Origin of the sequence: Streptosporangium vulgare (assembly GCF_042428775.1) — a bacterium.
Lineage (GTDB): Bacteria > Actinomycetota > Actinomycetes > Streptosporangiales > Streptosporangiaceae > Streptosporangium > Streptosporangium vulgare.
Window position 1 is genome coordinate 250,887 of the sequence record NZ_JBHMBS010000008.1, and the last position, 20,118, is coordinate 271,004.

19 protein-coding genes are annotated in these 20,118 nt (G+C 66.2%); 7 read left to right on the forward strand and 12 right to left on the reverse strand.

The features are described from left to right. Positions 1-502: 502 nt before the first annotated feature. Both ACFFRH_RS19230 and ACFFRH_RS19235 read right to left on the reverse strand, forming a co-directional pair. Positions 503-850, reverse strand: a complete 348-nt coding sequence (locus tag ACFFRH_RS19230; protein ID WP_344743494.1) for a hypothetical protein — start codon at positions 848-850, stop codon at positions 503-505. 496 nt (positions 851-1,346) lie between these two features. Beyond that, positions 1,347-1,928, reverse strand: a complete 582-nt coding sequence (locus ACFFRH_RS19235; RefSeq protein WP_386158271.1) for a DUF305 domain-containing protein — start codon at positions 1,926-1,928, stop codon at positions 1,347-1,349. Positions 1,929-2,540: 612 nt separating this feature from the next. On the opposite strand from ACFFRH_RS19235, the gene ACFFRH_RS19240 reads away from it, so the two are divergent. Both ACFFRH_RS19240 and ACFFRH_RS19245 read left to right on the forward strand, forming a co-directional pair. Further along, on the forward strand, positions 2,541-3,500 hold the full coding sequence (locus ACFFRH_RS19240) for a ferritin family protein (protein ID WP_344743496.1): 960 nt from the start codon (positions 2,541-2,543) through the stop codon (positions 3,498-3,500). Between the two features lie 123 nt (positions 3,501-3,623). After that, a complete protein-coding gene (locus tag ACFFRH_RS19245; RefSeq protein WP_344743497.1) occupies positions 3,624-4,103 on the forward strand; it encodes a hypothetical protein in 480 nt (159 codons plus the stop codon). An 84-nt stretch (positions 4,104-4,187) separates the two neighbouring features. Here ACFFRH_RS19245 and ACFFRH_RS19250 read toward each other — a convergent pair whose 3' ends face one another. After that, positions 4,188-5,063, reverse strand: a complete 876-nt coding sequence (locus tag ACFFRH_RS19250; RefSeq protein WP_344743498.1) for a hypothetical protein — start codon at positions 5,061-5,063, stop codon at positions 4,188-4,190. Positions 5,064-5,822: 759 nt separating this feature from the next. On the opposite strand from ACFFRH_RS19250, the gene ACFFRH_RS19255 reads away from it, so the two are divergent. Next, the gene (locus ACFFRH_RS19255) at positions 5,823-8,186 is read left to right on the forward strand and encodes a polysaccharide lyase 8 family protein (RefSeq protein WP_344743499.1); all 2,364 of its coding nucleotides are present in this window, start codon (positions 5,823-5,825) and stop codon (positions 8,184-8,186) included. 122 nt (positions 8,187-8,308) lie between these two features. After that, positions 8,309-8,443 (forward strand): hypothetical protein, encoded by a 135-nt coding sequence (locus tag ACFFRH_RS19260; RefSeq protein WP_344743500.1) that lies wholly within the window; start codon positions 8,309-8,311, stop codon positions 8,441-8,443. A gap of 36 nt (positions 8,444-8,479) precedes the next feature. On the opposite strand, the gene ACFFRH_RS19265 is transcribed toward ACFFRH_RS19260, so the two are convergent. The 4 genes from ACFFRH_RS19265 to ACFFRH_RS19280 form a co-directional block, all read right to left on the reverse strand. Continuing rightward, positions 8,480-9,796 (reverse strand): DJ-1/PfpI family protein, encoded by a 1,317-nt coding sequence (locus tag ACFFRH_RS19265; protein ID WP_344743501.1) that lies wholly within the window; start codon positions 9,794-9,796, stop codon positions 8,480-8,482. Between the two features lie 7 nt (positions 9,797-9,803). After that, positions 9,804-10,193: a hypothetical protein gene (locus ACFFRH_RS19270; RefSeq protein ID WP_344743502.1), complete on the reverse strand. Its 390-nt coding sequence runs from the start codon at positions 10,191-10,193 to the stop codon at positions 9,804-9,806. Positions 10,194-10,313: 120 nt separating this feature from the next. Then, positions 10,314-10,946, reverse strand: coding sequence for a response regulator (locus ACFFRH_RS19275; RefSeq protein WP_386158278.1), 633 nt, complete (start codon positions 10,944-10,946; stop codon positions 10,314-10,316). A gap of 17 nt (positions 10,947-10,963) precedes the next feature. Then, positions 10,964-12,058: a sensor histidine kinase gene (locus ACFFRH_RS19280; protein ID WP_344743504.1), complete on the reverse strand. Its 1,095-nt coding sequence runs from the start codon at positions 12,056-12,058 to the stop codon at positions 10,964-10,966. A gap of 87 nt (positions 12,059-12,145) precedes the next feature. On the opposite strand from ACFFRH_RS19280, the gene ACFFRH_RS19285 reads away from it, so the two are divergent. Beyond that, entirely contained in the window at positions 12,146-12,469 is a 324-nt protein-coding gene (locus tag ACFFRH_RS19285; RefSeq protein WP_386158428.1) for a transposase domain-containing protein, read from the forward strand. 37 nt (positions 12,470-12,506) lie between these two features. Here the strand turns inward: ACFFRH_RS19285 and ACFFRH_RS19290 are convergent, their stop codons facing one another. Further along, entirely contained in the window at positions 12,507-13,019 is a 513-nt protein-coding gene (locus ACFFRH_RS19290) for a MerR family transcriptional regulator (RefSeq protein WP_344743505.1), read from the reverse strand. A 48-nt stretch (positions 13,020-13,067) separates the two neighbouring features. Here ACFFRH_RS19290 and ACFFRH_RS19295 point away from each other — a divergent pair, with 48 nt between their 5' ends. Next, the gene (locus ACFFRH_RS19295; RefSeq protein WP_344743506.1) at positions 13,068-13,865 is read left to right on the forward strand and encodes an MBL fold metallo-hydrolase; all 798 of its coding nucleotides are present in this window, start codon (positions 13,068-13,070) and stop codon (positions 13,863-13,865) included. 122 nt (positions 13,866-13,987) lie between these two features. Continuing rightward, positions 13,988-14,149 (forward strand): transposase, encoded by a 162-nt coding sequence (locus tag ACFFRH_RS19300; RefSeq protein WP_344743507.1) that lies wholly within the window; start codon positions 13,988-13,990, stop codon positions 14,147-14,149. Positions 14,150-14,692: 543 nt separating this feature from the next. Here ACFFRH_RS19300 and ACFFRH_RS19305 read toward each other — a convergent pair. The 4 genes from ACFFRH_RS19305 to ACFFRH_RS19320 form a co-directional block, all read right to left on the reverse strand. Beyond that, on the reverse strand, positions 14,693-15,652 hold the full coding sequence (locus ACFFRH_RS19305; RefSeq protein WP_344743508.1) for a hypothetical protein: 960 nt from the start codon (positions 15,650-15,652) through the stop codon (positions 14,693-14,695). Beyond that, positions 15,633-16,739, reverse strand: coding sequence for a DUF3696 domain-containing protein (locus tag ACFFRH_RS19310; RefSeq protein WP_344743509.1), 1,107 nt, complete (start codon positions 16,737-16,739; stop codon positions 15,633-15,635). The genes ACFFRH_RS19305 and ACFFRH_RS19310 overlap by 20 nt, the downstream gene beginning before the upstream one ends. Continuing rightward, positions 16,736-17,896, reverse strand: a complete 1,161-nt coding sequence (locus ACFFRH_RS19315) for a GmrSD restriction endonuclease domain-containing protein (RefSeq protein WP_344743510.1) — start codon at positions 17,894-17,896, stop codon at positions 16,736-16,738. The genes ACFFRH_RS19310 and ACFFRH_RS19315 overlap by 4 nt, the downstream gene beginning before the upstream one ends. Before the next feature lie 917 nt (positions 17,897-18,813). Continuing rightward, complete coding sequence (locus ACFFRH_RS19320) at positions 18,814-19,767, reverse strand: GIY-YIG nuclease family protein (protein ID WP_386158286.1); 954 nt, start codon at positions 19,765-19,767, stop codon at positions 18,814-18,816. Between the last annotated feature and the right edge of the window lie 351 nt (positions 19,768-20,118).

Here is a 20,118-nt window from a genome sequence, read left to right on the forward strand (position 1 = left end):
GACAGAGTTTCCGGTCTTTATCGGCGCGTAGGCATCGAGCCGCCAGCTCACCGACCACATCGCCGCTGACGCGGATGCCCAGTATGGCCGCTCCACCCGATTCCAAGTAGGCCGTCACCTTCACGCACGCCGTGAGCCGCTGGCCTGGGACGGACCTCAGTAGATAGACCTCGGACCTCTCTCGGTCTCCTTGGTATATGAGTGGTTCGCCGGCCTGCCGAGGGGACGACGGTACGAGACCCAGAAGTTCCGCTCGCTCCTCCGGGCTGAGTCTGTCCATGAGGGTGCCGATGGGCCACCTGGCGGGAATTTGATCATTTATCACGGATTAAGCGCCTTGAGTCATCGATGTGAAGCTGCTAGAAGCTACACCCTGGAATATGTGGGGGCCAGGTTAGATGGTTATCAGTGTGGATATATTGCATATTGTCCGGCTTGCTCTAAAAGATGGGGCAATATTCCTGTGATTGTCGTGACCTGGCGGAAAGTCGGCACCGGCTCACTACTTATGTACTTGTAAGGTGGTTATTGGGAGTTCTGTGACATGTGTACTTATCTGGTACTGGGCCGACCTATAAGTTTTGAGGCATCGGCGATACGGGTTGATGTAGGCCAGGTGTGAGCCGGTGAAGAGGGCCTGGGCGATGCCGGGGCGCTTTTGTGGTCGGCGCATGCCGCGGTGTGCGGCCATGGCTGACTCGTGCTCATCGGCCACCACCTCACGGACCGCCCGGCGCCGCCGCGGCCGGCCCGGCGCCTCCTTGATCCGCGGCGCCTCGGTACCGCCCTCCCGCGCCTGGCGTTTCCGCCGGAACACCGATTCGCGGCTCGCGTCCAGCGCTTCGGCCACCCGATCCGACGACATGCCCTGCTCCGACGATCGGCTGGCGAAGATCCTTTACCTCCTCCGGGGTGGTGCTGTTGCTCGGGACACCTCGTCTTCGTGTGCGGGAAACCGTTGGCAAGTCGGGGTCCTCGTAAAGGCTCGGCTGGTGATCGCGATGGGAGGCCGTGCGAGACGCACCCGGAGGGTGAGGCCGTCGCGGCCCCCCTGCCGGGGTGAACCTGCATCACGAGTAAAGCGTATCGTGAACTCAGTGCACAATAAATATTTCTGTGTTGGTTCCGGAACGGAAGGCAGCGCGCGACGGGGCCGCCCTCGGATCCGAGCCGTGTGGCCGGCGAACCCCGCGAACGTTCGTGGTCATCGCACCAGTGGTCGCGCTCGTCGGTTCGTCGGAGGCGGTGAGGTTCCCGCGGCAGTCCGGACGCCGAAGGTGTGCCATCAGGCGTCTGGCGTCCGTGGTGAGCGTCGCGGGCAAGGCGAGGCGCAGATGTCCCCTGAGTCAGGTTCCTGTCGGCGAGGGCTCTGCGGGCGCGGGCCGGCCAGGTGTTCCCATATGCGGTCCCGGCGTCATGCCGGGCATGTGAGGTCCTGGCATCATGCCGGGCATGCCGGGCACTTGCGGGATGCAGGGCATGTTCTGCTTCCCGAACCACCGGGCCAGGTGCTCCCGCATCGTTCGGACCTCCGCCCACTGGTCGTCGCGCACCTTGCGGGCGAAGGCGGCGACCTCGGCATGCTGCGCCTCACCGTGCATGAGGAGCTGCTGCGACATCATGATCGCCATCATGTGGTGCGGGATCATGTAGTGCAGGAACGTCTTGTCGAGCTGATCTCCCGAAAGCCCCGACAGGTCCGGCATCGTGGTCCCGCTCGGGCTCGGCGCGGGGCTCTGCCGGTACCACCGCTCCAGCCAACCCTTCATCTTGCCGACCTCGGCAGTCTGCGTCGTGACGATGGACTGCCCGAGCTGCCGCATCTCGGGCCTGTTGGAACGCCGCAGTTGCCGGGCTGCGGTGATGGCGTCCTCATGGTGCGGCACCATCTGTGACAGGTAGTCGTACTCGCTGGTAACGAGATGCATCTGCCCCATGCCCGGGCATGTTGGCTGCGGGCCCTTAGAGGAAGGAATCGGGGACGGCATCGGTGGAGATGTCATGGCCGCAGCAGTGGACCCCGAACCCGTGGTGATGGCGGCAAGGAATGCCCCGGCGGCCATCGCGGTCTTCATGGAGCGTCGCTTCATGCGTCCCCCCAACGCCGATTCGACACCTACTTCTACGGTAGCCTCCCGTTCTTCCACGGTAACCTCGCCTTTTGATCAGCCGACAGGCAGGTCCGTCGGCCCCGGCCGGAGCGTCCATCCGGAGCCGCGCGCCCTTCACGTGGGCCCCAACCGCGGGCCGAACCCTCTGGCGCCGCCCGGGTCGACTTTCGCGGCGGCCGGATGCTCGGCACTCGGCTTTCGGTTTCCCAGGGGTGACTCGTCTTCCCGGAGGTGACTCGCCCAAGCCATGTCACGGAGAGTCTCCGACATGCAACTCTCCGGGGCGCTTCGCCCCGCGCATGGGTCGTGCTTTGCATCCGACCCGCATGCTTCACCTGTTTTTGCCAGAACGACCGTTATCAACCATCTGGTCTAGGTAAGTCCTCCCGTGATGAGCAGGAGACAGCCGCACCAGGCGGGGAGGTCGAAATGATCACCTTGTTCGCACGCGCACTAGCCACCGGCGCGTTCACCATCGCACTGAGCACGCCCATCGGCGGCGCGCTCGCCGCTTCCGCCTCACCGGTGGACCCATCGAGCCCGCAAACCCAGAAGGACCTCGAACAGTCGATGCGCGGTGAGGCGTTCGCCAACGCCTCCTACCGCCTGTACGCAGCTCAGGCCCAGCGGGAGAGGCTGCCGTCGGTGGCCCGCCTGTTCGAACACACCGCCGACGTCGAATTGGGCGAACACTTCAAGGAGGCGGCCGCGCTGAGCGGCCTGGTCGGCAGCGACGCCGAGAACCTGCGTGCCGCGACGGCCGGGGAGGCCTACGAGTCCCGGCAGATGTATCCCGGCTTCGCGCAGCAGGCCAAGGCCGGCGGCGACAGCCGGGCGGCCGCCCGCTTCTCGGAGATCGCCCGTGACGAAGGCAAGCACGCGCGGGCGTTCGGCACCGCGCTGCGCGCCGTCGAGTCCGGCCGGGGCAGGGTGCCGAAGCCGCCGAAGGCCGATGAGGTTCGGGTCCCGCAAGGGCCGCCCGAGGTCCGCGCACGGCAGACCAGGACCGATCTGGACACGGCCATGCATGGTGAGGCGCTCGCGTACGCCAAGTACCAGCAGTACGCCGAGCACGCCAAGGACCCGGCCCTGGCGAAACTGTTCCGTGGCACCTCCGACGTGGAGCTGCACGAGCACTTCGCCGATGAGGCCAAGCTGGCCGGGCTGGTCGGCAGCACGCACGCCAACCTGACCAAGGCCATCGCCGGCGAACGGTACGAGTCCCGGACCATGTACCCGACCTTCGCCAAGCGCGCCGAGGCGGCGGGCGACAGCCAGGCGGCCGAACGTTTCTCGAACAACGCCGAGGACGAGGCCGGACACGCCCGCGCCTTCCAGCGGGCGCTGGATCGGCTTCCCGAGCAGTCTCCGGCGGCGGACTCGCCGTGAGGAGATGACAAGGCTCCGGCCGATCGATGCCAGAGGCCATGGCCGTCGGCACCGTCCGCGGCCATCGGCGCTTCTCGTCAGTCGCGATCCGGCGCCCGGCGTCGCGCGAGACAGGAGACGGACATGTTCTTCGGCCTGCCCCTGCACCCGCTGGTCGTGCACGCCGCCGTCGTGTGCCTGCCGCTCGCGGCGCTCGGCACCATCTTGATGGCGTTCTGGCCCGCAGCGGCGCGTCGGCTGTGGCCGGCGGTGCTGTTCGTCGCCACCATCGCGCTGATCGCCGTGCCGCTGTCGATCAACAGCGGCGAGACGTTGGCGGACACGATCGGGGAGAACGCGCTCATCGAGGCCCACGAGGAGCAGAGCAAGCAGGTGTTGCCGTTCGTCATCGTGCTCTGGCTGGCCGCGCTGGGCCTCTCCCTGGCGACCCGGTTCATGGGACACGGCGGGCACCCACCCCACGAAGGCATCGGTACGCGACCGCGATGGCACGCCGGCGCGATGATCGTCCTGGTGATCTTGGCCCTGATCGGCGGTGTGGGAGGCACCGTCGCCATAGTGCGGGCGGGCCATAGCGGAGCCCAGAGCGTCTGGACCAAGTGAGTTCCGCGGAGGAAAGAGGGGGCGTTCCTGTCGAGAGCCCGGTCGCACGGCCCGGCTCCGCTTTTCCGCCGGAGAGGAGGACGCTCAACCTCGGTTGTTCAGGGCCTTCAGGTCCAGGACGTGGTAGCCGTCCGCCGTCTCCCAATGGAGGTACCGGGCATTGGAGATGCTCACCTTGTCCGTCTTCCTGCCCGGCAGGCGCACCGCGGTCCGTGTCCGTGCGTCGAGAAGCCATCCGGTCCCGCCCTCACGCCACGCCGCGAAGCGCCCGTGCTGCGAGATGCCGACGTTCTTGGCACCCGGGCTCATGCCCGCGACGGTGCCGTCGTGGTACTCCAGGCGATCCCGGTCCCTGTCCACCTGGGCGATGTACGAGGCCGGATCGGGAGCGCCGCGCCTGGCCCCGTCCGGGCCGTAGCGGGACGGCGGCGAGCCGGTGAACTCCCCCGGATCCGACGAATCCGCCACGACAGGGGACCTCGCGAGGAAGGTGTCGCCCTCCCAGGCGATGTCGTACAGTCCGCGCAGCCACAGCCGGGGAGTCCTGTCGCCGGGACCCATGCGGTAGACGCCCACGTCTGCGGTGGCGCCGGTGACGCACCTGGAGAAGTAGAGCTCACCCCGATGGAACTGCAGGTCGACGGGGTATCGCCAGCCGGTCCCGCAGTGCCCCCCGGGAACGCCCCAGGTGTTCAGCACCTGCAGGGTCAGGCCGGTGCGCATGTCGGTGATCTCAAGAATCCATCCGCCCGGCTCGTCGTTTCCGAGGAGCTTTACCACGCGGGTACCGTGCGCCGCTGCGGCGACGGTGTACGACTCCCTGTTCTTGCGTTGCAACAGCGTGCTGCGGCCGGTGACAGGGTCGAGGATGTCGATGTGGTCGAGGTACGGGAGGTACCGGGAGAACTTGCGGACGATGAGCCGCCCGTCGGGCAGGGTGCCGACGACGGAACGGGACATCGTGTCCTTGGCAGGGATCCACAGGACCCTGGCCCGGGGATAGGCCCGTTCGAAAGGCGTTTCGGCCTTCCGAACGGGAGAGGGCATGGGTGGGGGCGTCTCCGACGGGCCGATTCCGGGAGGGACGCTCGGAGCCTGTTCCTCGGTGGCCGACGGCGGTACGGCGGGTCCGCAGCCGCAGACTCCCATCAGCAGTACGGCCCCCATCATGCGGAAACGGTGCTTCACCCGCGTCCGTGCCGGGACGGGAGGTTCCCGATCGCGGCCCCGGAGGACACTGCCGGCGACGTCCGTGCCGTTGGCACCCTGACCCGTCTGCTGACGAGAGGCCATCGCGCACACCGCCGATCGCGCTTTTCGAAGTACCGCTGACAACTTAAACGATCGTTGTCAGATGGGTGGGACGTTTGTCACGATCGCCACCGATCCCGTCCCCCTCGACCCTGCCAAAAGCCGAGCCGGTTGGGGCCGTTTTCTGCCATCAGGGTGAGACGGGCGCCGCAACCAGAGTGACCGGCCATGACCTCCGTCCACTGCTCTCCGGCGCTCGCGCGAGGGCACTCGCGGTCGTCGCCCCCATCGCGAGCGGCACACCGATGATCGCCCGATCGGCCCGGCCTGTCACCGCCCGAGCCGGGTAGCGGGTGTTCCGGGCGGCGTTCGTACGCCCGCTCACCGTCAGAGGAGCCGGATGGTCCATCCACATGTCGACTTATGATCTTTTCATCTGATATTTGCCCTATTGCCGGAAGAGCCTTCATGACCCACCCCCTCAGTCGGCGGTCCGCCCTGCTGAGCGCCGCGGCAGTGGCAGGTCTCGCCCTGTGGGAGAGACCGGCCGAGGCGGTCGGCGCCGCCGCGGTCGATGCTGCGGCGTTCGACGCCGCGCGTGAGCGGTGGGTGAGCCTGCTGGCCGGCGGGTCGCGCGACTCCGCTCATACCGACAGAACTCATACCAACAGAACTCATACCGACAGGTCTTACGCCGACAGCACCTATACCGACAGGACGCGGGCGCTTGAGGGCTCGGCCAACGCGGTGCTGCGCAAGCTGAAGCCCGTTCCCGGTCGCCCGAGCCTGTGGCCCGACCTGCCGCTGTCGGACCCCCGGACGGGCAATTTCAACCGCTCCTACAACCGCATGCGCACACTGGCGCTGGCCTGGGCCACGCCGGGCACCGCCATGCACCACGACGGCCAGGTCGCCCAGACCGCTGTCAGGGCGCTGGACTTCCTGTACGAGCACGCGTACCACGAGGGGCTCGACCGGCGGGGCAGCAACTGGTTCTGGTGGGAGATCGGCGTCCCCCGCGCGCTGACCGACACCTGCGCCCTGCTGTACGACGGCCTGCCCTCAGACCGCCTCGAGCGCTGGTTGCGCCCCTTGCGCCGCTGGTGTCCCGACCCGGAGCGCCGCGTCAGCCACCCCGGCGTCGTCGAGACCGGCGCCAACCGCGCGGGCAAGGCCATGGCGGTGGCGATGCGCGGAGTGCTCACCCACGACGCCCGCCTCGTCAAGCGGGCCGGGAACGCGGTCTCCGACCTGCTGCGGCCGACCAGGGGCCCGGGCGACGGCTTCTACCGTGACGGATCGTTCATCCAGCACGACGTGTACCCCTACACCGGCAGCTACGGCGTGGACTACCTGGAGAGCGTGGCCAAGTTGATCGCCATGCTCTCCGGGTCACCGTGGGAGATCACCGGAATCGGCAACGTCTACGACCTCGTGGATCGCTCGTTCGTGCCGTTCGTCTTCGACGGGCTGATGATGGACTGCGTACGCGGTCGGCAGATCTCGGTGCAGGGCCACCGTGACCACCACTCGGGACAGAAGGCGGTCGAGGCCGTCCTCACCCTGCTGGAGACGGCACCCGAGCGCCATGCCCGGCGGTGGCGACCGCTGGTCAAAGGCTGGCTCACCCGCAACCAGGCCACCCCCTACGGCACGCTCGCACCGCCGGCGAGCATCGCGAGGGCCACGGCCCTGCTGGCCGACCCGTCGGTGCCGGTCGGCCCGCGCATGACGGGCACGTACGTCTTCGCCGACATGGACCGGGTCGTGCACCGCCGTCCCACCTGGGCGTACGCGATCGCGATGAGCTCGCAGCGCATCGGCGCCGCCGAGGCCATCAACCGGGAGAATCTGCACGGCTGGTACACCGGCGACGGCATGACCTACCTCTACACCGGCGACCTCACCCACTGGAACGACGACCTGTGGCCCACGATCGACCCGTACCGGCTGCCGGGCACGACGGTCGACACCCGCAGACGCGCCGATCTCCCGCACGACCACCGTCGCCTGCCTCCCACCCCGTGGGCGGGCGGCGTGGCGCTCGACGGCGAGTACGGCGTGGCCGCCATGAGACTCGTCGCCGGTGGCTCCTCGCTGCGGGCCAAGAAGGCGTGGTTCCTGCTCGACGACGCGGTGATCGCCCTCGGCGCGGGCATCACCGCCTCCGACGGCCGCCGTGTCGAGACCATCGTGGAGAACCGCAACACCCATGACCGGCACCCGCCACTGACCCGGGGCGACGGCTGGATCCACCTGCCCGGCGTGGCCGGCTACGCGCTGCTCGACGGCGCCGACGCGAAGGTGATCCGCAAGAAGCGCACCGGCCGCTGGCGCGACATCGACAAGGGCGCCACCACCGGAGGCGACACCTCCCCTGTCACCAGGCACTACACGACGATCCTCATCGACCACGGCGTCGACCCCCGCAAGGCGCGCTACGCCTACGCCGTACTGCCCGACGCCTCCATCACGCAGATGGAGGCCTACGACGGGCGGATCGAGATCCTCGCCAATTCCGCAGCGGTGCAGGCCATCTCACGCGATGGCGTGACCGCCGCCGTCTTCTGGCGCGCGGGGACCGTCGAGACCCCAGATGGACCGCTCACCGTCGACGCCCCCTGCACACTGCTGGTCCGCCGCGCCGGCGAGCGGGTGCGCCTCGCGGTCTCCGACCCGTCCAGGACCGTCGACGAGGTGAAGATCACCCTGCCCTGGCCGGTGAGATCGGTCAGGGAAAGCGACCGCAGCGTGCGCAGGGCCAGGACCGCGCTCAAGGTTGAGGTGGGGGGTAGTCGCGGGCACGCCCATACGGCGGAGGTGCGCGTCTGACTTCGAACGGGTACGAGATCGACGAGCGAACCACGTACAGGATCACGACAAAGAGCAGCCCGATGAGCTCGGCGGGAACACGTTGAGACCGCATCCCACGTGGGTCTCACAGCGGTTGACACATGGCTTCCTACGGTGGCACGTGGGCGGACGGCGGTCAGGTCACGCTCAACCCGCGCGGCGGCTTCGCCGGTAGGACCGCCTCGGCCGAGAACGACATCAAGGTGCCGTACTCGCGGATCGAGGACCGGTTCTGACGGCGGCTCCCTCGTGTCACGAGGGAGCCGCCGCGATCAGGCCCGGACGAGAGTGTCCACAGTGGTCCGAAGGCGCGTAAGGCAGATCACCGCGGCAACACCCAAAAGGATCAACAGGATGGGCAACGCCGTCTGCTGCCACGGCCACGCCGGGCCGTCCAGTCGCAGGCCGTCGGTCGGCAGTTCCATGGTCTCAGCGGTCCAGCGGGCGGTGGCCACATCCGTTGTCCGGGCCAGGTCCCGCACGGCGTCGTTGTAGGCGAAGTCCTGTCCGGAGTGGACGTACACCGGCTCCAGGCCGTCGGGGACCCGGCCCAGGCGAACGCCGGCTCCGGGCACGAGCAAGCGATCCAGATCCGGGGCCGCGCCGGCGAGATCGGCGCGGGGCAGGAACGTCAGACCATGCCGTGACCGGATCGGGCCGCCGTCCGCGCTCACGGCCAACGTCCGGTCCGCGAGCGACTGGGCGTGCGTGTCGAACACCGACGCCAGGTCGATTTCGCCGACGCCCGGCGTCAGCATCACGCCGACGGTCGGCGGCGCCCACGTCCAACCCGCGTTGACGATCGCGGCCGGGGCGGGCATGGCGACGCCGGTCACGACCGGTGGCGTGTTGCCGTAGTACCGCCAGCCCACGGCCCTGGCCGCGTTCGCCGCCACCGTCGAACCGGCCAAGCGCTCGATCATGTGCAGGGTTCCGTCGATGCCGGACAACACGCCCGCGGTCGTGACGACGGTACCGCTGTCGACGAAACGCCTGCCGTGCACCCAGTTCACCGCGGGATAGTCCGACTCGAACGAGCCGATCCGCATCCAGTGCGCGGTCGCGGGCCGGCCGTCGAGCAGACCCGCCGAGGCGAGGACACCGGCGCCGTTGCACACGCCCAGCAACAGCGTGCCGCGGCTCACCTGATCACGCAGCCACGTCGTGACCGGACCGGTACTCGGCTCGCCGACGTCCGGGATCGCCGGGATGACCGCGAGCGCAGGCGCGGCCCCGCCGGTGAGTTCGGCGAGATCCGCGAAGCTCAGATCCGGCACCAGATCCAGACCACCGGTCAACGGCAGCGGACGCCTTTGCGACGCGACGGTGTAGACGTTGAACCGGCCCGAGGCGACCAGGATCTCGTACGGGGCGAGGGCATCCGACACGACGGCCCCGTTGTCGCCGATCACCACGACCGCGGTCGGTTTGGCGGAGTCGAAAGCCGGGGAGGTGGCGGCGGGAGTGGGCCGGTCCGGCCCGGGTGCGGACCGGGCGGCGAGCGCGGCGAGAGCGGAGACCGCCCCGCCCGCCACCGGAATCAGGAAAACCGCGATCACCGCGAGCGTGCGGCGCAGGAAGGTGCGCATCGAAACCTCAGTGCCAGTAGTGGTCGCGGCGCCACACCATGGCGGCCAGCATGAGCGGGAACATGATCACGTGCCCGGCCGTCATCAACCCCATGGCGGACAACGCCCCGAGCCAGAACGGCACCAGCAAGACGAGGAACGGTAGGTACATCGCGGCCGCCATCTCACCGATCCGCGCCCACGAGTGCCTGCGCAAGACCATCGCCATGGTCATTCCGATGGTCATGTCGGTCGCCATGACGAGCGCGTCGACCTCCGGCCGCGCCAGCCAGGCGTCCGGCCACAGCGGCGCCAGCACGAACATCCCGGCGAGCATGGCGATCACCATCTCGACGTAGTGCCAGACGAACCGGCCCAGCTTGCGACTCGTACTTCGGGTGGTTCCCACGGTCGTCATGACGTCCCCTCGGATTCGGCATCGACTGATACCGGCAAGAGTCGCCGTCCGCCGCCGTCCTGCCATGTGCCGAAGGTCATGCCCGAGGTCATGAGGTGGCCGTGACCCGGGCGGAAACGGTCAGAGCAAACCGAGTGACCGTGCGCGTAACGCGGCTTGGGTGCGGTCGCGGGCGTTCAGTTTTGACAGGACGTTGGTGACGTGGTTTTTCACGGTGCCCTCGGCCAGGTGAAGCGTTGCGGCGATTTCGCGGTTGCTGTGGCCGGTGGCGAGGAGGCAGAGGACTTCGAGTTCGCGGTCGGACAGCGGCACGACCAACGGCTGCGGTTCCGGGGCGCCGGTCGAGGGCAGGCGGACGAACTGGGCGACCACCTTCGCGGCGACGGACGGCTGCAACACCGACTCGCCGCGGGCGGCGGCCAGGACGGCCTCGATCAGCCGAGCCGAGGAAACGTCCTTGAGCAGGTAGCCCAGAGCTCCGGCGCGAAGGGCGGCGAACACGTCCTCGTCGTCGTCGAACGTCGTCAGCGCGACGATGCCGATGCCGGGGTGGTCGGCACGCAGGCGGCGGGTCGCGGCGACGCCGTCCAGGACGGGCATGCGCAGATCCATCAGGACGACGTCCGGGGTGAGCTCGGCGGCCCGACGGATCGCTTCGTCGCCGTTGCCCGCCTCGCCGACGACCTCGACGGCGTCGTGCGTGGCCAGGAGGGTGGCCAGGGCCTCGCGGAACAGAGCCTGGTCGTCGACCAACAGGACGCGGACCGGGCTCATCCGGGAACCTCCATGCTCAATGTGTAGCCCGCCCCCGGTGCCGACTCGACGCTCAACCGGCCGCCCAGGTGCTCGGCGCGTTCCCGGAGCCCGACCAGGCCGAAACCGGACGCGGGCGCCGAAGCGGAGCCGGCGCCGTCGTCGCGGACGGCCAGCCGGACGGCGGTGTCGGCGTAGTCCAGGACCAAGTCGGCGCGGGTCGCCCGAGCGTGCTTTCGGACGTTGGTCAGACCCTCTTGCGCCGCACGGAACAAGGCCTCGCGCGTCTCGTCAGGCAACGGTCGTTGCTCGCCGGATATCGCGACGCGGGTGGTCACGCCCGCGGCGGATGTCAGTTCGGCCAACGCCTGCAGGACGTCGGGCAGGGGAGGGGTTTCGCGTGGTTCGCGCAACGTGCGGACCGAGCGGCGTACCTCGGCGAGCGCGGCCTCGGACTGGTCCTGGGCCTTGGCGAGTATCTCGTCGGCCTTGGCGGTGTCGGTCGGCAGGACCGCACGGGCGGCCTTGACCTGCATCTGGACGACGGTGAGCGAGTGCCCGAGTCCATCGTGGATGTCGCGTGCGACCCGGTTGCGTTCCTGCACGGTCGCGAGCCGCTCCGCCTGCGCGGCGTAGTCACGCAACTGCTCGTGCGCCTCGGCCAGTTCGACACGGGCGCGTTGTTCGCGTTGCAGCAACTCCGTCACGATCGCGGCGAACACCGCGGCGACAAGTATTCCAAGCCCTTCCCGCAGCCCCTCGCCCCACGACATGCCGAGGTGGACGAACGGGACCAGCCCGATCACGACCACCGTCACGGCGATCGGCAACCGCAGCAGCACGCACTGGCTGACCAGCACGACGAGCAGAAGCGTCGCGGCGACCCCCGAGTTCAGCGAGAACACGACGAACGCGACCGGCAGCTGCACGACCACGTACCCGAGCGACCAGGCCAGCTGATCGCGCGCACGTACCCACGAGAAGCCGGCGGTGGCCAATGCGGTGAACACCGCGCCGAGCACGAGCGACGACAGGGACTCTCCGGATGCGACGACCCCGATCACCAGTGTGAGCAGCGCGCCGAAGGTCAGCGCGGCCAGAGCCCTGTTCATGCGCTCACTGTGGGCCGTCCGGCGGCGTACGGTCAACTCACGGTGATCTCGCGGGTGTGACTTGTCGCTGCCGGGCAGCTCGGTGGCCTGACTCCGTTTCTGCCCTTCGAGTTGGTGGACGCTGTTCTGGAGGAGACCCGGGCGGTCCAGCGGCGGCTGAGAGACCTGCCGTCACGGTCCCCGAGCCGGCCCCGGCCAGACCAGCAACCGCACGAACCGCGTCCGTGCAGCCCTGCAGGCGGAACCCGAGCGGCGATGGCGGGCCAGAGAGATCGCCGAGCTTCTCGGCGACGTCACCCTGGTCGCCACCCATCGACAACTCGTCCGCTGGACCGAGAGATGGCTGATCAAAAGGGTCCGCACCGGCCGCTACGCAGCAGTGACTCCGCCAGAGACCACCACCTTGCGTGACCTGCAGAAACGCTAACTACCCGGCCTTAGGGGAAGCTCACCCCGGATGAGACGAATGAGATCCAATCGTCGTCCCACTCGGGACCCTGCCGCCGGGCGACGCGCCGGGTCGAGTTCCACCTGACCGGGCCCTGCCAGTGACCAGGGATGGCGTGAGAGCCGCAGAGCTTTCGAATGTGCGCTTGAAGTCGGGGCACTCTACGAGCGGTTCGTGCATGCACGTCGAGGCATGGTGGAGACCGTCGCGCATCCGAGTGAGCCGGGCGATGTCTTCCTCAAGCTCCCGCGCCTTCTTCGCCATGTGCGCACGCAGCTTGGTGTCGTCGGGTGTGGCCAGTAGGAACCTGGCGATCTCGGTGATCGTGAACCCGGCGCCGCGGGCGCAGGCGACGAGTGCGAGGCGCTCGAGAACGTCGGGCCGGTAGGTGCGGCGCAGGCCGTTGCGACCCGCCGAGGCGATGAGGCCTCTGTTCTCATAGAACCGCAGCGCCGAGGGCGCCAGCCCGGAACGCTCGGCCACTTCGGCGATGTCCAGCAGCGACTCGACCACCACGTCCCCCTTGACTTGAACCGTGCTTCAAGTCACAGACTAGCCGCCATGAACATCCATCACCTCAACTGCGGGTCCGTACGGCAGATCGAGGCCACCTACGACGGCCCGTCTCCCGCGCACGCCGTCAATCACTGTCTGCTGGTCGAGACCGACTCCGACGGCCTGGTCCTCGTCGAGACCGGCCTCGGCCTCGACGACGTCCGCAACCCAGGCGACACGCTCGGCTCCGACTGGGTCGAGATGGCTCAGCCCGTACTGGCCGAGGAGGAGACCGCCATTCGCCAGGTCGCCCGGCTGGGATATTCACCCGACGATGTACGACACATCATCGTGACTCACCTCGACGTAGACCATTGCGGTGGCCTACCCGACTTCCCGGATGCCCAGGTCCATGTCCTTGCCGCCGAACTTGAAGCAGCGACCACCGAGGCGCCCAGCTTCCGTTACCGCCCGGCCCACTGGGCACACGGCCCGAACTGGGTTCCCTACACTCCCGAGCCGGGCGAGGAGTGGTTCGGGTTCACCTCCGTCCAGCCGAAGGGCCTGCCGCCGGAGATCCGGCTGGTCCCGCTCGGCGGTCATACCGCCGGCCACACCGGAGTCGCCGTGCACGAAGGCGATCGCTGGCTCCTGCACTGCGGTGACGCCTACTACTACCACCGGGAACTCGACAAAGATCCGCATTCGCACCCCATTCTCGACATCGTGCAGACCAGCTCGGAAGTCCACCACGACCTTCGGCTCGGCACTCAGGCCCGGCTGCGCGAACTCGTCCGCGACCACGGCGATGAGGTTTCGGTCATCAGTGCTCACGATCCGTGGGAGCTGGATCGCTACCGTTGACCCTGGGCGACCGCAGCATGGCAGTGGATCCCGGGACACGCGCTAATACATGATTTCCCAAAGGGCGGTTTGTGGGCTTCCCCTTCTAGCGTGGAGACCTGACCTAAGGAGGAGGTTGGGTCGTGGGAGAGACCAGACGCAGGTTCGATCCGGAGTTCCGGGCGGGCGCGGTGCGCATCGTGCGGGAGAGGAGAAAGCCGATCGCGCAGGTCGCCAAGGATCTGGGCATCAATGCGGGCACGCTGGCCAACTGGGTGCAGATGGACCGGCTGGCCCGTGAGTAGGACACCAACGGTGGCGAGCTGGCCGAGTCCGAGCGGGAGGAACTCGCCCGGCTGCGTCGGCAGCGGGCCGAGTGGGCCAAGGAGCGCGCCGAGCTGGAGATGGAGCGCGATGTGCTCAAACGCTCGGTGGTCTTGTGGGTTCGAGAAGTGCGCCCAGTCCTGGAGTTTCTGGCCTTCCAGGATCAGGGGTCAGGCTGGCGGAGTACCTAGGAGGCTGTACTTCTCGGGCCGTATTGATGCCACCTGCCCTGGGAAAATATCCGCAAGATCATATCGCGCATGTATCGCGATCATTGGCATGTGGCTGTACGCAGTGGCCTACGACTGCTCTTGATGCACTACTCGTGATCAAGAAATGCCCAGGTCAAAGGTATTTTCGCTGGTCAGAAGAGTGCCCCCGGCATGATTCGAACATGCGACACCCGCTTTAGGAGAGTGGTTGCTGTACAGCTCGGTTGTACGCTCTCACCTGCGTAAATGCTTCGTGCCGCCCTCGCCATCTGAAAGATCATCCCGCGCATATCCCCTCCCGTTGAGGTGGCGTTAAGTGTTCAGGTGGCCGACGAAGATACCGATCAAGATCCGTCCATCCTGTTCAGGGATGGGAAGAGAGAAGTGCACGCGGTCACGGTTCCATAGCCGTTTGCCGTGCCACTCACAGCGGTATGGCGCATCCTTGTAGGTGACCAGACGCTGTGCCCAAGCTTTCGCGTTCCCCCGCGTCGACGGGCTCTCGGGAGAGACGTCCAGACCCAGGGCGGAAAATCGGGCGATGACCTGGTTGTGGTCGCCGGCGTGTTTGTTCAAGTCGTTAGCAAAGTGGTCATTGACGGCGCCGAGCAGCCGAATTAGCCAAGGGAGCACCTCAAGATACGTGCCCTTGAAACGGCGGAAGCTCAAGGATGGTGCGAAGAGCAGCTTAGGGAAGGCCAGGCTCGACAGGGTGAAGAACTGGTCCTCCGGAGTGGATTCACGAGTGTAGATCTCCCGCCAGAACCCCGTCGCCTCCGCTGGGTCGCTCAAGATGTGAATGTCCACCTGATCCGCCTCGCGGTCGACAGCAGTCCACCCCGAGGGACCCGGGACGACCGGCACAACGAGGCAGGACATGGCCCGGCCCGCTGCGGCGCGGACCAGAGCATGTGTCATTCCCCACGACGCCTCCTTCCATTCGTCCCCATCTATCCGTACGAATTGAGGTAGATCTTCCTCCTGCGGTTCCAGGACTCGGCATTTGTCCAGCAGTCTGGCAAGGCGGACACGTTCGTCACGGGGCACAGCGGGATGTGGGGCGTAGATGAGATCGCCAACGGTGACGTCTGGCAAGCACTCGATCGAATACGCCGAGTCCATTAACGCTGCCAGTTGACCATTGGCTACCGGTTCCAGCAGATCCCCGAAGACCCCCAGGACATCTCGTAGTTCGGTGTTCGTCAAGCGACGCCAATCGAGGCTTCCCTCATCGAGTACTACTCGATAATCGTCATCGGGCTCGCCGAGCACGTGCCAGCCTCCCCAGGTCGCTCTCGATCTGGTCAAAGAAGCCTGTCGGCCAGCGGTCCAGCTCGCCCTTGTCGTTGACCTGGATCGGCAGGGTCTCATCCTGGCCGAAGTAGTGCACGATCATTTCTGCTGCAGGAAGTGAGCGGTCTTGGGCGACGGCCAAGCGTGCTCCGTTGAGTACATGGTCGCTGTGGGTCTCCACCACGACGTGAACCCCGCTCCCGGCCACTAGAGCAAGGAATCGGCCGAGCTTGGACTGTCCCGCGGGATGCAAGTGGGCTTCGGGGTTCTCCACAAGCAACAAGTCGCCAGGCTCGGTGAGCAGGCCGGCGACGATGATCGGCAGAGAATAGGAAACACCGAATCCGGTGTTCGCTGGGCGAACCTGCTCGCCGTCGAAGGCGGCCTCCTCGAAGCGAATCGTGCTCGCCATGATCCCCACGGCCATCTGCGCGGTGATGCGGAGTGGGCGGATGATGTCCGATGCCCACGCTTGGGCCTGAAACCGCGGTTGTGGACTACCCGCCTCCGGGTGACGAAGTGCTTCGCGCACGACTCTACGGGTACTCACGGCCCGTGTCTCACGCAGGGCCAGTACCTGGGCGGTGAACTCACCCTGCACCCCTACTCCAATCTCGTCCGGTTCCTGAGCCGAAATCGACAGAGTGTCGCGTGGGCCGAGGCGCTCTGCACAGAGGTAGGTAAAACCAGCCTGCGAGTTGCCGACACCTGGTCCCGGGGCAGGGGGAGCGTAGCTCACATCCAGGTGTAGGGCGTGCTCCTCCTTTGGCAAGCCAAACCGGTACTCCCATTCCTCACCTGCGGGACCGCCGAGCCGCACACTGATTTTGGGTTCCGGCGCGGCCCAGTGCAAGACATCGCGAGCCTCCCCCAAGGCGAGCCCGAACGGTCCATTCAACCGGACAGCACTCCCCGGTGAGGTGGCTGCCAGCCTGGCCATTAGTAGGGCCTGCAGCACAGTGCTTTTCCCGCCGCCGTTGACACCGGTCAGAACAGTGAGCGGACGCATTTCGAACGAGGCTTCCTGAAAACATTTGAAATGCACGATGTTCAGCGAGTGGATCACAATCCTGCCCCCGCATCCTGGGCGGCAGCCTCGAACCGATATGCGACTCTTCGCCGATCCGCTGTGGAAGAGGTGATGGCGTTGAGATATTCAACATCCGTGGTCATTCGATCACGTGCGGCCGAGACGATTTCCTCACGGCGCATGGTTAGACCGTGGGCGTTGTAGTCCGCCACTGCGATAGACCAGGTCTCGAACAGCGCCCGGTTGATAGGACTCCGCCCGCTCGCGCCGTAGGGCCACTTGCGGAATGTATGTTCGCCGAAGATCAGATATGCGTTGGTCATCGCCTTCTCGAAGGCGCGTTCCAACTCCTGCACCTTGGCATCTGGCGTCGCCACCGGATCGTCCAACAGGCGAGTTGCGTACATCAAGAAGGCTTCCATTACCGGATTGTCCATGTACGCGTCCATGCCAAGAAGCCAGAACGCCGCGAAGCGCAGGGCCATCTCGCGGTCGTTCATCCTGATGTGATCGGTAAGGCCATTGGTGGCCTTGGTGAACGCGTCGGTGTGGGTCATCCGTTTGAGGATCTCGCGGCTCCGCGGCCGACTCATACAGTGACGGATCTCCTGTGCGTTGAGTGGTGTGCCGCCGGTGTTGATTCGTTTGAAGATGTCGTACATGACTTCCGGAGGTGTGCCCGGATCGATCACATTGATGATCAACTGGGTGTTATAGATCCGGCGTTGCAACTGCACGGCGAGGTCCTGGAAGCGCAGCCCTTCCACGTCATCGAGGTACTCTACGCCCTTGAGTCGGAATGCTGTGTCAGAGCCGCGCACGAAGTCGTACAGCGTGGACAGCCGCTGGAGTCCGTCGACGACGCGGAAGGCGCCGTCGCTGTCCTCCGCGAAGTAAAAGGCCGGAAGCGGAATCTGCAACAGCAAGGACTCGACGAGTAGTGACTTCTGGTCTGTGCGCCAAACCCTGCCTCGTTGAAAGTCCGGCGCAAGTTCGAGGGAACGCTCGTCGATCTGATCGAGGATGTTACGCAGCGAGAACGCGCTTGTCGTTACACGAATTTGCTCGGGATTCCATGGTCGGTGGATTACTTCCTCGACGCTGCCGGAGTCCTCTACCTCGATGCCGGTGGCCCGGCCATCGAAGACATCTTCCACTATATCCGGCGCCGCCTGTGTTCCCTCCGCAGTCATACGGTCATCCTAGTTTGGTCGCTACCCGATCCCCTCATGATCGCCAAGCTCGACAAAATCGGCTAGTAGGAGACGGGGGAGTGATCAGCCTCGAAGCAGCCGATGGCATGAGTACCGCACTCTCTTGATCGCAACAGCACGACGAAGACGGTGTGGACCGTTAATCGCGCTCGGGCGCTGTTGGTGACGAGAACAACCCCGCAGGCGCAGGGCCTGACCTGACCCGGCTCAGTGGCCACGTGGCGGCGCGCGAAGACCTCGCACGGGATCTTCCGGGACCGGACGGCCGCTGCCTGCCCGCCCGGATATGGCTCTGCATGCGCGGGGATGTCCCGGCGATGGGGAAGAAGAAGCGATCTTGGAGTGGCCCCGCACGCTCTGGGTGAATCGGAGGTCTACCTCTATGACGTGCGGCTAGAGGATCGCCGCGAGTCAGCTTTGCGATCACGACTCGTATCGCGCACATGCACGCAGGCCTGGCAAACACAGGAAGGGAAGTTCTGCAGAAAGCACAAGAGCCTCGCTGTAGGAGAGCGGTGGTCGTACGGTTACGTCATGCGGTGTGAGCTGCGCGAACGTCTCACGCAACCCACACCACTTACAAGGTCATCCCGCGCACGTCCCATGCTTGCGGAGGTTAGCCACCACGTCGCTTGACGCAGGCTGACCTGCGTGTAGCCCGTGGCCCATGAATGGTGGTCGACGGTCGCCAGGGAAGCGTAGCCGGCTCCGGAGATGCCACTCCTCCAGTCAGGCTCCTCAACGCGGTGAGCCCAGTGAGCATCAAGGATGATGCCCGTAACGAGCGGTTCCGGGTCTGACCGCGCTTACTGGTCGCGGACCGACCTGGGGGTCCCAGCCAGACAGAAGGGTCTGGCTGGTCACCCCGCGGGCCTCTCGTTTCGGCCTCCCTGTTTCTAACCGCGGCCGGCTGATCTGGGCTGTGTGAGCTGAGTGAGCCAGTAAGCCGAGTCTTTTGTATTGCCAACTGTATAGTCCAACTTCTCGCCAGTTGAAACCCTCGGCCGTGGCGCCCATGACCGAGGAGGCGACATGCGCATAACCAATTGGATCGTGCGAACCATACCCGGCGGCAGGACTTTATAAGTAGGAACGTTCAGCAGGAGTGGATAGCCATCGGGATCAATTTTCCCGTTCCAGGTTCGACTGACCACCTGACAGTGGTCTCGCATCTCGAACAGAGCAATCTTGCAGAATTGGCTATCGGCCAGAGGGGTGAGCCAGAGCAGGCGATCACCAGGCACCAGACGCTCTCTCCCATTGACGACGCCGTTCGGCATCTTCCGGTCCCGGTCAAGGTAGGGAACGGGGTCGACGATGCCCTCCGGATCGTCGTCGCTGAACCCTGCGACTATCTCCATATTCCGGGTGCCCATCAGCTCCAGCAGGTCGCTGTCACTGTGTGCCTGCCAGAAGTCGACCGGCTCAACCTTCGGCGCCATAAGGTGCGGGAGTGCTAGGACCACAAAGATGTCACCGGCCGAAGCGGTCAGGGCGATCCGGTCTCCACTCCTGACGTAATACGGCTCGTTCGCGTCCCACCCGTCGATACCAGCGGCCTCCAACAGGGCATTCCTGACCGCGCCGATTGCTATATCGGGGGACACTCGGAAGAACTCCCGATTCGGCGAGACCCGAAAAGACTCCAGAAATTTATGGACGCGCTTCTCGACCTCGTGCGGGCGGGACGTTAAAGCGCGGAACTCAACATCGAACGGGAGCGGGACGCCGGTAGCATGGAGCTGCCTCGCGCGATCCTCCGCGAGCTTGGTGGTCATCCCGACCTTGACGATCCCCGGCATCGCCTCATTGCTCAGGACATAGACGAAACCAACAGTGTGAGTAGGCAAGCCGCCTCCCGGCGCACGGTTACAGGCTGGCACCCAGAATGCCAGGAAGGACCGACAAACAGCGCCAAGAATATGGTGGCGAAGGGACCGCTGATATCCGCTCGCGCCGAACTTGGGCACCGGTCGCGGTGGTTCAGAGGGCCAGATCCCATGCGGCCCGTGCGAGGGAGAGTTCGCCGAGGCTGCCTGACCTCTCGTTGCTTGTGCTTTGTGTCGCCTCCCTCCGCTACGGTGCGGGCGGGCCTGAAATTCCGCCCGACTTCTCACGTACATAGGAGGCCGAGGTGCGCGAAGATGGCTTCATGGCGCCCCATCAGCGGACGTGCGCTGCTTTGCGGAGCGCGACTACCC

Excerpts from the sequence above, each read along its gene's own strand:
- ACFFRH_RS19270 (WP_344743502.1), bottom strand. The coding sequence starts at position 10,193 with ATGACGACCGTGGGAACCACCCGAAGTACGAGTCGCAAGCTGGGCCGG.
- ACFFRH_RS19280 (WP_344743504.1), bottom strand. The coding sequence starts at position 12,058 with ATGAACAGGGCTCTGGCCGCGCTGACCTTCGGCGCGCTGCTCACACTG.
- ACFFRH_RS19295 (WP_344743506.1), top strand. The coding sequence starts at position 13,068 with ATGAACATCCATCACCTCAACTGCGGGTCCGTACGGCAGATCGAGGCC.
- ACFFRH_RS19240 (WP_344743496.1), top strand. The coding sequence starts at position 2,541 with ATGATCACCTTGTTCGCACGCGCACTAGCCACCGGCGCGTTCACCATC.
- ACFFRH_RS19245 (WP_344743497.1), top strand. The coding sequence starts at position 3,624 with ATGTTCTTCGGCCTGCCCCTGCACCCGCTGGTCGTGCACGCCGCCGTC.
- ACFFRH_RS19265 (WP_344743501.1), bottom strand. The coding sequence starts at position 9,796 with ATGCGCACCTTCCTGCGCCGCACGCTCGCGGTGATCGCGGTTTTCCTG.
- ACFFRH_RS19235 (WP_386158271.1), bottom strand. The coding sequence starts at position 1,928 with ATGCATCTCGTTACCAGCGAGTACGACTACCTGTCACAGATGGTGCCG.
- ACFFRH_RS19315 (WP_344743510.1), bottom strand. The coding sequence starts at position 17,896 with ATGACTGCGGAGGGAACACAGGCGGCGCCGGATATAGTGGAAGATGTC.
- ACFFRH_RS19250 (WP_344743498.1), bottom strand. The coding sequence starts at position 5,063 with ATGTCCCGTTCCGTCGTCGGCACCCTGCCCGACGGGCGGCTCATCGTC.
- ACFFRH_RS19255 (WP_344743499.1), top strand. The coding sequence starts at position 5,823 with ATGACCCACCCCCTCAGTCGGCGGTCCGCCCTGCTGAGCGCCGCGGCA.
- ACFFRH_RS19260 (WP_344743500.1), top strand. The coding sequence starts at position 8,309 with ATGGCTTCCTACGGTGGCACGTGGGCGGACGGCGGTCAGGTCACGCTC.